General features: G+C 68.9%; 15 protein-coding genes. 11 read left to right on the forward strand and 4 right to left on the reverse strand.

The features are described 5' to 3' along the window. Positions 1-109 precede the first annotated feature (109 nt). Positions 110-1,441: a diguanylate cyclase domain-containing protein gene (locus tag ACQPYS_RS09265; protein ID WP_431941444.1), complete on the reverse strand. Its 1,332-nt coding sequence runs from the start codon at positions 1,439-1,441 to the stop codon at positions 110-112. Positions 1,442-1,596: 155 nt separating this feature from the next. On the opposite strand from ACQPYS_RS09265, the gene ACQPYS_RS09270 reads away from it, so the two are divergent. After that, positions 1,597-2,769, forward strand: a complete 1,173-nt coding sequence (locus ACQPYS_RS09270; RefSeq protein ID WP_245664561.1) for a beta-ketoacyl synthase N-terminal-like domain-containing protein — start codon at positions 1,597-1,599, stop codon at positions 2,767-2,769. Positions 2,770-3,142: 373 nt separating this feature from the next. Continuing rightward, on the forward strand, positions 3,143-6,148 hold the full coding sequence (gene uvrA, locus ACQPYS_RS09275; RefSeq protein WP_433492299.1) for an excinuclease ABC subunit UvrA: 3,006 nt from the start codon (positions 3,143-3,145) through the stop codon (positions 6,146-6,148). A gap of 192 nt (positions 6,149-6,340) precedes the next feature. On the opposite strand, the gene ACQPYS_RS09280 is transcribed toward uvrA, so the two are convergent. Together ACQPYS_RS09280 and ACQPYS_RS09285 are read right to left on the reverse strand one after the other, a co-directional pair. Beyond that, positions 6,341-6,682 (reverse strand): DUF1844 domain-containing protein, encoded by a 342-nt coding sequence (locus ACQPYS_RS09280; RefSeq protein ID WP_030523712.1) that lies wholly within the window; start codon positions 6,680-6,682, stop codon positions 6,341-6,343. 9 nt (positions 6,683-6,691) lie between these two features. After that, positions 6,692-7,240, reverse strand: a complete 549-nt coding sequence (locus ACQPYS_RS09285) for a DinB family protein (protein WP_433492300.1) — start codon at positions 7,238-7,240, stop codon at positions 6,692-6,694. Between the two features lie 336 nt (positions 7,241-7,576). Between ACQPYS_RS09285 and infC the strand changes: the two genes are divergently transcribed. The 8 genes from infC to ACQPYS_RS09325 all read left to right on the forward strand — a co-directional run bounded on the left by infC (position 7,577) and on the right by ACQPYS_RS09325 (position 11,933). Beyond that, positions 7,577-8,221 (forward strand): translation initiation factor IF-3, encoded by a 645-nt coding sequence (gene infC / locus ACQPYS_RS09290; RefSeq protein WP_063036558.1) that lies wholly within the window; start codon positions 7,577-7,579, stop codon positions 8,219-8,221. Positions 8,222-8,364: 143 nt separating this feature from the next. Continuing rightward, entirely contained in the window at positions 8,365-8,559 is a 195-nt protein-coding gene (rpmI, locus tag ACQPYS_RS09295; RefSeq protein WP_030523709.1) for a 50S ribosomal protein L35, read from the forward strand. Positions 8,560-8,672: 113 nt separating this feature from the next. Continuing rightward, complete coding sequence (gene rplT / locus ACQPYS_RS09300) at positions 8,673-9,053, forward strand: 50S ribosomal protein L20 (RefSeq protein WP_039823954.1); 381 nt, start codon at positions 8,673-8,675, stop codon at positions 9,051-9,053. Between the two features lie 196 nt (positions 9,054-9,249). Beyond that, a complete protein-coding gene (locus ACQPYS_RS09305; RefSeq protein WP_433492301.1) occupies positions 9,250-9,594 on the forward strand; it encodes an ArsR/SmtB family transcription factor in 345 nt (114 codons plus the stop codon). Continuing rightward, positions 9,584-10,057 carry an SRPBCC domain-containing protein gene (locus ACQPYS_RS09310; RefSeq protein ID WP_433492302.1) on the forward strand — a complete coding sequence of 158 codons (474 nt, stop codon included), beginning with the start codon at positions 9,584-9,586 and terminating at the stop codon, positions 10,055-10,057. Before ACQPYS_RS09305 ends, ACQPYS_RS09310 begins: the two co-directional genes overlap by 11 nt. Continuing rightward, positions 10,054-10,680, forward strand: coding sequence for a dihydrofolate reductase family protein (locus ACQPYS_RS09315; protein WP_433492303.1), 627 nt, complete (start codon positions 10,054-10,056; stop codon positions 10,678-10,680). Before ACQPYS_RS09310 ends, ACQPYS_RS09315 begins: the two co-directional genes overlap by 4 nt. 120 nt (positions 10,681-10,800) lie before the next feature. After that, positions 10,801-10,986 (forward strand): hypothetical protein, encoded by a 186-nt coding sequence (locus ACQPYS_RS09320; RefSeq protein WP_431941450.1) that lies wholly within the window; start codon positions 10,801-10,803, stop codon positions 10,984-10,986. 119 nt (positions 10,987-11,105) lie between these two features. Then, on the forward strand, positions 11,106-11,933 hold the full coding sequence (locus ACQPYS_RS09325; protein WP_063036391.1) for a TrmH family RNA methyltransferase: 828 nt from the start codon (positions 11,106-11,108) through the stop codon (positions 11,931-11,933). A gap of 40 nt (positions 11,934-11,973) precedes the next feature. Here the strand turns inward: ACQPYS_RS09325 and ACQPYS_RS09330 are convergent, their stop codons facing one another. Further along, positions 11,974-12,516 (reverse strand): TetR/AcrR family transcriptional regulator, encoded by a 543-nt coding sequence (locus ACQPYS_RS09330; protein ID WP_433492304.1) that lies wholly within the window; start codon positions 12,514-12,516, stop codon positions 11,974-11,976. A gap of 134 nt (positions 12,517-12,650) precedes the next feature. Between ACQPYS_RS09330 and ACQPYS_RS09335 the strand changes: the two genes are divergently transcribed. Beyond that, the gene (locus tag ACQPYS_RS09335) at positions 12,651-14,093 is read left to right on the forward strand and encodes a DHA2 family efflux MFS transporter permease subunit (protein WP_433493005.1); all 1,443 of its coding nucleotides are present in this window, start codon (positions 12,651-12,653) and stop codon (positions 14,091-14,093) included. Positions 14,094-14,136 lie beyond the last annotated feature (43 nt).

The raw sequence follows: 14,136 nt of genomic DNA on the forward strand, positions 1-14,136 counted from the left end.
CCCACGGCGGGACGGGCTCGGCGGGGCACGGCGGGATGGCGTGCACAGAGTTGTCGAGTCTACTGCGGGTTCGTATCGGATGTTGTTCCCGCAGGTCACCTCGGCGCGATCACGAGACGTGCGAGTTGTCGCCGCGCAATCCGCGGCCGCGTGTGCCGTCGCGCCGGCTCGGCGGTTTGGCTTCGTACATGGCCACATCGGCATCGTGCAGGACCGCTTCCGGGGTGCGCGTATCGCCGGGTTCCAGGGTGGTCACCCCGATGGACGCGTTCACCGCGATCCGGTGTCCCCGCGCGACGATCGGTTCGGCCATAGCCGCCCGCAAGCGCCGGACCAGCGGCTCCAACTCGTCGTCGCCGGGACGTCCGGCCAGCAGGACCAGGAATTCGTCACCGCCGAGCCGGCCCACCAGATCGTCGCTGCGCAGGGCGCGCTGTAGCCGATGCGCGACGATCCGCAGCACCGTGTCGCCGATGGCGTGGCCCATTGTGTCGTTGATCGATTTGAAGCCGTCGAGGTCGATGAACATCACCGTGGACACCTGATGCGTGCTGCTGGCCGCGAGCGCGCCGGACAGCTGGGACAGGATCAGCGACCGGTTGGCCAGCCCGGTGAGCGGATCATGGGTGGCCTGGTATTCGAGCTGCCGGCGGCTGGCGAGGTATTCGGTGATATCGGCGAACGAGCACACCGCGGCCGTGCCCTGCTCGTCGGGATTCAGCAGCCGGCTCGACACCGCCAGCCAGCGGCGCTGACCGTCGGGGCGGACCACCGCGAACACGTACGCGGTGACGGTTTCGCCGGTGGCGAGGGTGCGCGCCACCGGATGCCGCTCCTTGGGCATGGGCCGGCCGTTCGAGTCCAGCAGTTCCAAGGGCAGCGTGGTGATATTGGAGCCCACCAGCGGTATCCGGTCGTCGATTCCGAAGATGCGGCGGGTGGCGGGGTTGGCCGAGGCGATGGTGCCGTCCCGGTAGATGACCGCCACCCCTTCCTCGAGCTGGGAGACCACCGTGGTGAAGTGCTGTTCGGCCCGCCGCTGGGCGCGTTCGGCCGCTTTCTGGGCCGTCAGGTCGTGGATCACCACCTGGTAGGCGAGGCGATCGTGCCAGGCGGTGAGCACCGAGACGGTCTCCACCGGAACCTCGCGCCCGTCCAGTGCCAGTAACACCATCTCGGTGGGTTCGGACGCGTTACCCGTCGCGGTCAGGCCGGCGATGCGCTCGTACATGGGCTGGCGGAAATCGGGGTGTACGAAACGGGCGATGTGCTGCCCGAGGACCTCGGCCAGGTTCTTGGCGCCCATGATCCGCAGGCACGCCGGATTGGCGTAGACGACGATGCCGCGTTCGTGCACACAGATGCCGTCGGGGGAGTGCTCGACCAAGGAGCGGTACCGATGCGCGAGTTGCTCGGCGGCGGACGCCCTGCGCTCTCCCATACCAACCCCCATCGTCGGCGGACCCGGACATTCAAACACGGCTCTACTCCGGTATCCACACGCATAAAATCGGACATAGTGGACGTGATCTCGATTGATCACGCCAAGACGTGTTCCCGGCGGTGCCGAGGGCGGGAACCGGCGAGGAGATTGTCATGGCGGGGACCGGATTCAGCAACGATCTTATGTCGATTACCGGGATCGGTGCGGTCACCGGATACGGCTGGGGGCGGGAAACGTTCTGGGAGGGAATCCTGAGCGGGCGCTCCGCGGCCCGGTTCGAACCCGGCTACGGAATCGACCCCGCGAACGGGGGCTGGGCCGCGCTGGTACCCGAGGGCGGCGACCCCGCCTACGGCACCCGGTACGGACGCGCGGTGTTCGCGGCGGTCGACGAGGCGGTGGCCGATGCCCGGGCCCGCGGCTGGGAACCCGGTGCGCGAGTCGGGCTGGTGCACGCGGCCGTGCTCGGCGACGTCCGGCATCACCGGGACTTCGTGGGTCCCGCCGGTGCCGGATTCCGCGGCCGGGACTTTCTGCGGCTGCTGCCGTCCACCCCGATCTCCGTGGTGACGCAGGCGTTCGGGTTCACCGGCCCGGTGATGGGAGTGTCGGCGGCGTGCAGCTCGGCCAATGTCGCGATACTGCAGGCGCGGCTGTGGCTGGCCGCCCGCCTGGTGGACGATGTGGTCTGCGTGGCCTCGGATCTGTCGGCCACCCCGGAACTGGTACGGCAGTTCGCGAAACTCGGTGCCGCCGTGGTCGATGTCGAATCGCTGCAGGGCTGCCGGCCGTTCCAAGAGGACAGCCGGGGATTCAGCGTGGGGGAGGCCGCGGTGGGGTACGTCCTGAGCCGCGGATCCGGCCGGGCCTACGCCCAGGTGCTCGGCGGAGCGATGAACAGCGAAGCCCACCACGTGGTCTCGGTGGAACCGAGCCACGACCGAATCGTGGACTGCGTGCGGGACGCACTGTTCGACGCGGGTGTCGCCGCGGCCGATATCGGGTACCTCAACGCGCACGGTACGGGGACCGCCCAGTGCGACCTGGCCGAACGTGATGTGCTCGCCCGCGTCTTCGACGACCGGCCCGCGGTGTACTCGATGAAGCCACTCGTCGGGCATTGCCAGTCCGCGTCGGGTGCCGTGGAGCTCGCGGCCGCGGCGCTGGGGTACGAGCGCGGGATCGTCCCGGCACCGCCCGCGGTGGCGCCGGCGCATCCCCGGCTGTTGACGGGGCCGGCCCCGGCGGGTCCGGGCCTCACCGCGAAGCTGTCGCTCGGAATGGGCGGGAACAACTCCACGGTGATCCTGGGTCCGGCCGCCTGACGGCCGGGCCGGGGTGGGAGTGGCCGGTGCCACGCCCCCTGGACACCGGGGGTTGGCCTACTCTGGATTGGTGAGCCCGGCCGGCCGGCGCGTGCCGCCGGTTGCCGGCCGCCCCGAAATCATGCCGGGGGCGCCCTCGAGCGAGGCACGGCGGTCGGGTCACGTCCCGTGAACTGCCCGGGACGGCCGTCCGGCGAAACTTGTCGGTGGCCGGTCCTACCATCACCCGCGGGCCCGCCCTGCGGCCCGGGCCGCGGATACCGGCCGGGCGGATCGGGCCGTTCACCGCGCTGTCGCGGACACGGTGTGACCCACACGGTGCGACGGGCGCGGCACCAGCAACGACGAACGATGACGAGAAGGGACCGACCTGGTGGCGGAACGCCTGACTGTGCGCGGAGCTCGGGAGCACAACCTCAAGGGGGTCGACCTCGATCTGCCCCGCGACAGTCTCATCGTCTTCACCGGTTTGTCCGGGTCGGGGAAGTCCAGTCTGGCGTTCGACACGATCTTCGCGGAGGGGCAGCGCCGCTACGTGGAATCATTGTCGGCCTACGCCCGGCAGTTCCTCGGCCAGATGGACAAACCCGATGTGGACTTCATCGAGGGGCTCTCGCCCGCCGTCTCGATCGACCAGAAATCCACCAACCGCAACCCCCGGTCCACGGTCGGCACCATCACCGAGGTCCACGACTATCTGCGGCTGCTGTACGCCCGTGCCGGAGTCCCGCACTGCCCGGTGTGTTCGGAGCTGATCGCCAAACAGACCCCACAGCAGATCGTCGACCAGGTCCTTGCGATGGAACCGGGCGTCCGGTTCCAGGTGCTGGCGCCGGTGGTGCGTACCCGCAAGGGTGAGTTCGTCGACCTCTTCGACCAGTTGCACGCGCAGGGCTACGCCCGGGTCCGGGTGGACGGGGTGGTGTATCCGCTCACCGATCCGCCGAAGCTCAAGAAGCAGGAGAAGCACGATGTCGAGGTGGTGGTGGATCGCCTCGCCGTGAAACCGACGGCCAAACAGCGGCTCACCGATTCCATCGAAACGGCGCTACGTCTCGCCGACGGCATCGTGGTGCTCGATTTCGTGGACCGCGACGAGCACGCGCACGATCGGGAGCGCCGCTTCTCCGAGAAACTGGCCTGCCCGAACGGCCACCCCCTCGATATCGAGGACCTCGAACCGCGCTCGTTCTCCTTCAACTCGCCCTATGGCGCCTGCCCCGACTGCACCGGCCTGGGTATCCGCAAAGAGGTCGACCCCGAACTGGTGGTGCCCGATCCAGAGCTGAGCCTGGCCGACGGGGCGATCGCGCCGTGGTCGCGCGGGCAGAGTGCCGAATACTTCCTGCGGCTGCTGTCCGGGCTGGCGGCGGCCCAGGGCTTCGATCTGGACACCCCCTGGCGGGAGTTGCCGCCGCGAGCACGTAAGGCGGTCCTCGAGGGCAGTTCCGATCAGGTGCACATCGTCTACACCAACCGCTACGGCCGGAAGCGCTCCTACTACGCCGATTTCGAAGGGGTCATGCCGTTCCTGCAGCGGCGGCTGGACTCCACCGAATCCGAGCAGATGAAGGAGCACTACGAGGGCTATATGCGCGATGTGCCGTGCCCGGTCTGCAACGGGGCACGATTGCGCCCGGAGATCCTGGCGGTCACCCTCACCGCGGATGCGGAGCGGAAGTCGATCGCCGAGGTCAGTGAACTGTCCATCCGCGACTGCTCGCGGTTCCTCAACGCGCTGACCCTGGGCGGACGGCAGGCGGCCATCGCCGGCCAGGTGCTCAAAGAGGTGCAGGCGCGGCTGGGCTTCCTGCTCGACGTCGGTCTGGACTATCTGACCCTGTCCCGGGCCGCGGCCACCCTCTCCGGTGGTGAGGCGCAGCGCATCCGGCTGGCGACCCAGATCGGATCGGGTCTGGTCGGGGTGCTCTATGTGCTGGACGAGCCGTCCATCGGTCTGCACCAGCGCGATAACCGGCGCCTCATCGAGACACTCACCCGGTTGAAGAACCTCGGCAACACCCTGATCGTGGTCGAGCACGACGAGGACACCATCCGGGCCTCGGACTGGGTGGTCGATATCGGCCCGCTGGCCGGCGAACACGGCGGCCGGGTGGTGCACAGCGGCACCTACGCCGATCTGCTCACCGACGAGAACTCGCTGACCGGCGCCTATCTGTCCGGCCGGGAGCGGATCGAGATCCCGCTGATGCGGCGCCCGGTGAACAAAAAACGACGGGTCACCGTGGTCGGGGCCACCGAGAACAATCTCCGGGGGATCGATGTGGCTTTCCCACTGGGTGTGCTCACCGCGGTCACCGGCGTTTCCGGTTCCGGGAAGTCCACGCTGGTCAACGACATCCTGGCGACAGTGATGGCCAATAAACTCAACGGCGCCCGGCAGGTGCCGGGCCGGCACACCCGGGTCAACGGGCTCGATCAACTGGACAAGCTGGTGCGGGTGGACCAGTCGCCGATCGGGCGTACGCCGCGGTCCAATCCGGCCACCTACACCGGGGTGTTCGACAAGATCCGCAGCCTGTTCGCCTCCACCACCGAGGCCAAGGTGCGCGGGTACCAACCGGGACGGTTCTCCTTCAATGTGAAGGGCGGCCGGTGCGAGGCTTGCTCCGGCGACGGCACGCTCAAGATCGAGATGAACTTCCTGCCCGATGTGTACGTGCCGTGCGAGGTCTGCCACGGCGCCCGCTACAACCGGGAAACCCTGGAGGTGCACTACAAGGGCAAGACCATTGCCGAGGTTCTCGATATGCCCATCGAGGAGGCCGCCGAGTTCTTCGAGCCGGTCACCTCCATCCACCGCTACCTGTCGACCCTGGTCGATGTGGGGCTGGGGTACGTGCGGCTCGGGCAGAGCGCCACGACGCTGTCCGGTGGTGAGGCGCAGCGCGTGAAACTGGCCGCCGAACTGCAGAAACGCTCCAACGGGCGGACTGTCTACATTCTCGACGAGCCGACCACCGGCCTGCACTTCGAGGACATCCGGAAACTGCTCGCGGTGATCAACGGCCTGGTGGAGAAGGGCAACACGGTGATCGTCATCGAGCACAACCTGGATGTGATCAAGACCGCGGACTGGGTGATCGATATGGGTCCCGAGGGCGGTTCCGGCGGCGGCACAGTGGTCGGTGACGGGACACCCGAGGACATCGCGGCCAACCCGGACAGCTACACCGGCCAGTTCCTGAAGGAGATCCTGGCCGAGCCGTCCGCTCCGGCGAAGAAGGCGGCTCCGGCGGCGCGAAAGGCCGCCTCGTCGGGGAAGAAGAAGGCCGCCGCGACCGAGGAGCCGGTCGCGAAGATCCCGGACCCGCAGAAAGCCAAACGGCTGGCGCGTAAGGCCGCCGCCCTGCGCTGACCGGGGTGCCCCGCTCGGAGTGCTACCGGGCGGGGCCGAACCGGTGGATCGGCCCGGTGCGCGGCCCGCACGCATGGGTGTTTCGGGGCCCACGCCGCGGCGTGCGGCCGGATCGGCAGCGCGCGTGCCGCGAAGACGGGAGCTTCGTCACCGATCGTGTCGACGAGGTGGTGCCGGGCGCCGTGTTCGGGGTCAGTAGACGGGGCCGGTGTACTTTTCACCCGGGCCGGCGCCGGGTGCGTCGGGTACGGCCGAACTCTCCCGGAACGCCTTCTGCAGCGACTGCAGCCCCTCCCGTAACGGTCCCGCGTGCGGACCGAGGTATTCCACCGAGGCGGTGATCAGCCCGGCCAGCGCGGTGATCACCCGCCGGGCTTCGTCCATATCACGGCGCGGGCTGTTGTCCGGGTCGTCGTCGCCGAGCCCGAGTTTTTCCGCCGCCGAGCTCATCAGCATCACGGCGGCCCGGCTGATCACCTCCACAGCCGGGATCTCGGCCAGTTCGCGCACATCGCCTTCGGGCTGTTCGGTCATGGTCCCAGGCTAGAGAACCGCCGTCGGGGGCCGGTGCACCGGCCCGGCGGCGCGCAGCATGCGCAACTGGCCGATCTCGGTCACGTTCTTCATCAGTTCGGCGTCGACCCACGCGGCCAGGTGCGCGACGGTCAGCCCGGCCTCCGCCGGCCAGGGATAGGAAGTGGCGGCGTCGAGCTCCGTGTCGCCGGCGCGGTCGAGCACCGTGAGCCATTGCTCCCGCAAGGTGTGCAGACGGGCCAGTGCCGCGGCGATATCGCCCGCCCAGTACACCTCGGTGTGCTCGGGTACCGGCCTGCCCTCGGCGTGCGCGACGGCCGAACTCCACCACCAGTCGATATGCCAGGTGAGCCAGCCGATGGTCGGCACCGGCACGGGATCGGGTTCGGTCTCGGCGAAATCCGGTCGCCAGCGGCCGTCGGCGCCGCGGTGTACGGTCCAGCTCACCGCGGCGGATGTCCAGTGCGTATCGTCGTCGGTCAGGGCCTCGAAATGCAGCTGGGCCAACGACCAGACGAAGTCGAATTGCCAGCGCAGCAGGTTACGTCGGCTGCTCATGGCCGTCGAGCCTGGCAGGCCGCCGGCGGCGGGGCAAGCGGTTTACGGTCGGGGGTCCGGGACACGATTCGTCGGATCGGAACCTCGGCTGTTAGAATTTTCGGCGACGACCGCCCCGGTCCTGTCCGGGGCATGAAAGTGGAGCCCGACTCCCACCGTTGCCGGCGAGTGATCGCCTGGTCAAACGGTCCGGTCCTCCGCCCTTCCCGGGTGGGTTGGCGATACCGCTCCGGCGTGATCGCGGCGCAGGCGTGTATGTCCTGCGTGGACCGGTCGACATCGGGCCTCGTGGCGGTGAAATACCGCACCGGGGCCTTTGTGTTGAACAAGGGGTTCATTGCGAGCGGTCGTCGGACGACACCGCTAGACCTAGGAGGCCCCATCAGCACTGAGACCCGCATCAACGATCGCATCCGTGTTCCCGAGGTCCGGCTCATCGGACCCGGCGGTGAACAGGTTGGGATCGTGCGTGTTGAAGATGCACTACGCGTCGCCCTGGAAGCAGACCTCGACCTCGTGGAGGTCGCGCCGGACGCACGTCCGCCGGTCTGCAAGATCATGGACTACGGCAAGTTCAAGTACGAGACCGCGCAGAAGGCGCGCGAGTCCCGGAAGAACCAGGTCCAGACCGTGATCAAGGAACAGAAGCTGCGGCCCAAGATCGACGATCACGACTACGAGACCAAGAAGCGCAATGTGGTGCGCTTCCTCGAGGCGGGGTCGAAGGTCAAGGTCACCATCATGTTCCGGGGGCGCGAACAGTCCCGGCCCGAACTCGGATTCCGGCTGTTGCAACGGCTGGCCTCCGACGTGGCGGAATTGGGTTTCGTCGAGACCTCGGCCAAGCAGGACGGCCGCAACATGACGATGGTCCTCGCCCCACACAAGGGCGCGAAGACGCGGGCCAAGGCCGCCGAGGATTCGGTCCGGTCGCAGCCCGGCGGCGCGGCGCCGAATGCCGGTCGGCCGGTCGCGCAATAACAACGGCGTCTGCCGTGCACACTGCGGCGCGGTGCCGCACAGAACGCGGCGAACGCCGCAGCGGTATTGCGTCGAGCCCGCAATAACGCTGATCAGTACACCTGGTCCGCCCCTGCGCGGGCACGACACAGATTGAGGTTGCCATGCCGAAGATGAAGAGCCACAGCGGCGCTTCGAAGCGTTTCAAGGTGACCGGTAAGGGCAAGCTGCGCCGTCAGCAGGCCAACCGCCGGCACCTGCTCGAGCACAAGCCCACCCGCCGGACTCGTCGTCTGGACGGCACGGAGTCGGTCGCCGCGTCCGACGTCCGCCGTGTGAAGAAGCTGCTGGGTATCTGATCCCCTTCCCGGGACCGATACCGTCCGGTACCGCATCCGCGACCGGACGCCGAAGAACCGACCCACTCGGGTGCGCTCGACCGGGCACCCCCAAGATCGATTAGGACTGACCAGTGGCACGCGTCAAAAGGGCCGTCAACGCTCAGAAGAAGCGCCGTTCCATCCTCGAGGCCTCCAAGGGCTATCGCGGGCAGCGCTCGCGCCTGTACCGCAAGGCCAAGGAACAGCAGCTGCACTCGCTCACCTACGCCTACCGGGACCGCCGGGCCCGCAAGGGTGATTTCCGCAAGCTGTGGATCGCCCGGATCAACGCCGCGGCCCGCGCCAACGACATCACCTACAACCGTTTCGTGCAGGGCCTGAAGGCCGCCGGTGTGGAGGTCGACCGCAAGATCCTCGCCGAACTGGCCGTCTCCGATGCCGAGGCGTTCGCCGGCTTGGTCGCCGTCGCCAAGGCCGCGCTGCCCGAGGATGTCAACGCCCCGGCTGCCTGAGTCGTCGTTCGGGGTCCGGGCCGGTGTGCCCGACCCGCTGGTGTAGAAGGCCCCCTCCTTCCGAGGAGGGGGCCTTTCGCGTTTTCCGGGCTGCCGGTGGGGTCGGTGCGGTGGCGTCCGGCGCCGAGGGGTCCGCGGACTTCGGTGGCGTGGCCGGACTTGCGGTGGGCGGGGGCAGTCGCTAATACTTAGCCATATGGCAAAGTATTTGGAATCGCTGGACGGTGTGTTCGCCGCACTGTCGGACCCTTCGCGGCGCGCGGTGGTCCAGCGACTCGGCGCCGGTCCGGCCAGTGTCGGCGAACTGGCCCGGGATCTGCCGATCACCTTGCCGTCCTTCATGAAGCATCTGCGCGTGCTGGAGAACAGCGGGCTGATCCGGACGATCAAAACCGGACGGGTGCGCCGGTGCGAACTCGATCGCGACCGGTTCGCGCTGATCGACGGCTGGCTGGCCGAACAGCGGCAGGTGTGGGAAGCGCGCACGGATCGACTCGAACAATTCCTGCTGACAACCGAGGAGCCCACCGATGAATCCTGATCTCGACCTCTCCCTGCACCGGGTGATCCGCGCACCGCGTCGCAGCGTGTGGAACGCCTGGACCGACGCCGATGATCTCGCCCGCTGGTGGCTGCCCGCCCCGGCCCGCTGCCGCGTCGAACGGCTGGAGGTCCGCCCGGGCGGCGCCTTCGTGACCAGGATGAGCACCGACGACGGCGAATTCGTCCCGCATCTGGACGCCTGCTTCCTCGTGGCCGAGGAACGGGAACGCCTGGTCTTCACCACCGCGCTCGACAGCGGCTGGCGTCCGGCCACCGGGGAGATCGTGATGACCGCCGAGATCACCCTGCGGGATCATCCGGACGGTACCGATTATCACGTGCTGGTCCGGCACGCTGATCCGGCCACCCGGGCCCGGCACGAAGAACTCGGCTTCGAATACGGTTGGGGCACGGTCACCGGTCAGCTCGCCGAGCTCGTCGAGAGCGAGGTCCGGGCATGAAACTCGTCCTGACCGAGTTCCTCACCCTCGACGGCGTCGCGCAAGGGCCGGGCTCGCCCACCGAGGACAGCAGCGACGGTTTCGATCGGGGCGGCTGGCTGGTCCCGTATCTGGACGAGGTCTTCGTCCGGCGGACCTCCGAATGGCTCGACGCCGCCGACGGGTTGCTGTTCGGCCGTCGCACCTACCAGGCTTTCGCCCGGGACTGGCCCGCCATCACCGATCCCGGCGACCCGTTCGCGGAGCGGATGAACACCCTGCCCAAATATGTGGTCTCCGACACCCTGTCCGACGCGGAGTGGAACCCGACCATCGTGCTACCGGGTGATCCGGTCGCCACGGTCGCGGAACTCTTGCGCCGGCCCGGCCGGGAACTACAGATCCACGGCAGCTCCCGGTTAAGTGACGCCCTGCTCGCCGCCGGTCTGGTCGATACCGTCCGGTTGGCCGTCGCGCCCACCGTACTGCGGACGGGCCGGCGGCTGCTCGCCGGCGCCGGGCCGTCCACGGGGTTGCGCCTGGCCGGGCATGAGGCCACCCCTCGCGGCCTGCTCCTGCTCGAATACGAGGTCACCGGTCCCGCGCCGCTCGCCGAATTCGACGGTGTCGCCCAGTTCGCCTGAGGTGATTCCGGTCCGGTCGGGTCCGGACCCCGGATTCGGGGCATGGGCGCGGCCGGACCGGGTTGATACGGTGACTGCTCGCGACGATGAGGCCGAGGAGTGACTGTGAATCGTAGGGCGTTGAGTATTGTTGCCGCGGGTGTGGTTTCGCTGGCGATCGGCCTGCCGCCGGCCTCGGCGGCCGCGGAGGGGATCGCGGTGCGTCCCGCCCCGCCCACCGAGCGGATCGAAACGACCACGGCACCGTTCGATCCGATCTGCCCGCTGTGCTTCGTCCGCGAATTCCTGGAGACCTTCTCCTCGTAAGGTTTGCGGCGACGCGGTGGCTCGTTGCTCGTTCCGGGACCGGTAACGGGCCTCGGCGGAACGAGGGCCGGTCTCGGTGGGTAGCGGCTCCGGGCATCGGCACCCTCTACGATCTCTTGGTGCCCGACCGATATGAACCCATCGATGTGCGGAATCCCCGTGTGGTCGCCGCCGTCAAGCTCCACCGTGGCGTAGCGCGTAAGCGGGCCGGTAGATTTCTTGCCGAAGGCGCGAATTCCGTCGGTGCCGCGCTCGCGGCCGGTCGGGTCCGCGAACTCTTCTATTCCGCCGAGGGTGCCACCCGGGAGCATGCGCTGATCGCCGGCGCCGAAGCCGACGGGGTACGCACCACCCTGGTCTCCGACCGGGCCGCGCAGGCGCTCGGGGAGACGGTCACGCCGCCCGGTCTGGTGGCCGTCTGTGATCTGGTCGATGTGCCGCTGGACCGGATCGTGTCCACGGCTTCCGGGGCGAGCGTTCCACGCATACTTGCGGTGCCGGTGGCGATCGCCGACCCGGGCAATGCCGGCACCCTCATCCGGGTGGCGGACGCGGTCGGCGTGGACGCCGTGGTGCTGGCCGGTGACAGTGTGGATCCGCACAACGGCAAATGCGTCCGGTCCTGCGCGGGCAGCCTCTTCCACGTCCCGATCGTGCGCGCCCGCGATACCGCCGCGGTGCTGGACCGTATCGAGGCCGCGGGTATCACCACCGTGGCGACCACCGCCGCCGGTGAGGTCGATCTCGAAGACGCCGGTGAACTCTTCACCCGGCCGGTCGCCTGGTTGTTCGGCAACGAGGCACACGGCCTGGACCCGGAAATTGCGCGCCGGGCCCGGCACCGTATCCGGATCCCGATCCGGGGGCGGGCCGAAAGCCTGAACCTGGCCACGGCCGCCGCGATCTGTCTCTACGCGAACTCGCGTACCCGCTTCGGACGCGGCTGATCACGGAGCCGGCCGGTCCGGACCCTCGGGCGGCGAGGATTCACATCCCGTGCTCGTACAGATCGGCGAGGATCTCCTGGGCCCAGTCGGCCGCGATCGCCTCCGGGCCGGTGACCCGCAGCGCGGACATCACGGTGAGCAACATCCCGGTCGAGAGGAATCGCCGGGTGTCGGCGGTCGGAGCGCCGGTGAGTTCCCGGACGAGCCGGTAGATGCGGCCGTACCGGTCGCGTACGACCGGGCCGATATCGGGATCGCCGGCCGCCGCGAAGGCGTGTAGCAGGACCTGGAGCAGGGTGCGCTCGGCGAGGAAGTGGTCGTAGGCCTCCGACAGCGAGTCGAGGGAGGCTTCGGGCCCGGCGCCCGCCGCCGCCTCGGTGAAGACCTCTTCGATACGGTCGCAGACCCGGGCGACCGCGGCGAGGAACAGGCGCTGTTTGGAACCGAAGAGGCGGATTACGTACGGCTGGGAGACTCCCGCCCGGCGGGCGATCTCGTCGGTGCGGGTGGCCGCGTAACCGGCTTCCGCGAAGGCATCGACCGCCGCGGTCAGTACCTGGGCCCCCCGTTCGCCAGCGGTCATCCTGGTCCGGCTCGTCGATTCCGGCATGGTCCTCCTCGTCGTCTCGTGTGCTCTTGACATGTTATCAGTCGATGCATACCGTCGTTGGTGAATTAGTTATCAGTCGATTACAACAAGGACGGAATGTGACCGAGATGCTGAGCTCACCAGCTCTGACACCACCCACCGCCCCGGTGCTCACCTCGCCGGCCGATACCGGCCGGCGGCCGCTCGCCGCGGTGCTGGCCGCGGTCGGTATCCCGATGTTCATGGTCACGCTGGACAACCTGGTGGTCACCAACGCGCTCCCCGTGATCCGCACCGAACTGAACGCCTCGCTCGGCGACCTGCAGTGGTTCGTCAACGCCTACACCCTGTCGTTCGCCGCCCTGCTGCTCACCGCCTCCGCTCTCGGCGACCGGTTGGGGCGCCGTCGCGTATTCCTCGCGGGTATCGCGGTGTTCACCGCCGCCTCGGCGGCCTGCGCACTCGCCACCGATCCGGCGATGCTGGTCGCCGCGCGGGTGGTGCAAGGCTTCGGCGGGGCCGCGGTGATGCCACTGTCGCTGACCCTGCTCTCCGACGCAGTACCGGAGCGGCTGCGCAGTGCGGCCATCGGGATATGGGGCGGCATCGCGGGGCTCGGCGTAGCCGCCGGGCCACTGCTGGGCGGCGCCGTGGTCGACGGATTGAGCTGGCAGTGGATCTTCTGGGTCAATGTGCCCATCGGCGTCCTGGTGCTGCCGCTGGTGGTCTGGACATTGCGTGAATCGCGGGGTGGCGGCGGCCGCCTGGACCCGGTGGGCCTGCTGCTGGCTTCGGCGGGAGTGCTGGCGATCGTCTGGGGCATCGTGCACGGCGCCGACGACGGCTGGACCTCACGCGGCGTGCTCACCGCGCTGCTCGGCGGGGCGGTGCTGTCGGTCGCGCTCATCGCCTGGGAGCAGCGGGCTGCGGCGCCCATGCTGGCGCCCCGGCTGTTCCGGATCCGGGCCTTCGGCGTCGCCAATGTGGTGGCCTTCGCCTTCTCGATCGGCGTTTTCGGGTCGATCTTCCTGCTCGCCCAGTTCTTCCAGGTGGTACAGGGTTACAGCCCGTTCGAATCCGGTATCCGGACCATGCCGTGGACCATGGCGCCGATGGTGGTGGCCCCGCTCGCGGGGCTGGTGATCGACCGCGTCGGCGCCCGGGTCCTGCTGGTCACCGGGCAGACGCTGCTGGCCGTGGCGCTGGCCTGGATGGCCGCGATCACCTCGGTGGACGTCGGCTACGGCATATTCGTGGCGCCCCTGCTGCTCGCGGGAGTCGGGATGGGCCTGACCTTCGCGCCGCTGGCGACCGTGGTGATGGGGGCGGTACCGGAGGCGGACCGCTCGGTGGCCTCGGGCACCAACAACACAGTGCGGGAGGTCGGCGTGGCGGTGGGCATCGCGGTACTTGCCTCGGTGTTCGCCTCGTACGGCGAGTACACCGATCCGCAGAGCTATGTGGACGGCCTGGTACCGGCGGTCTGGGTCGGGGCGGGGATCGTCGCGGCCGGGGTGCTGGCCGCCGCCCTGCTCCCGGGCCGGGTGCGCGAGGCGGAACCGGTGCGCTGAACGCGGACGGTCCGCCGCGGCGGTCGGGCCCGGCACCGGCCGG

Source organism: Nocardia grenadensis (genome assembly GCF_050942415.1).
GTDB classification, from domain to species: Bacteria; Actinomycetota; Actinomycetes; order Mycobacteriales; family Mycobacteriaceae; genus Nocardia; species Nocardia grenadensis.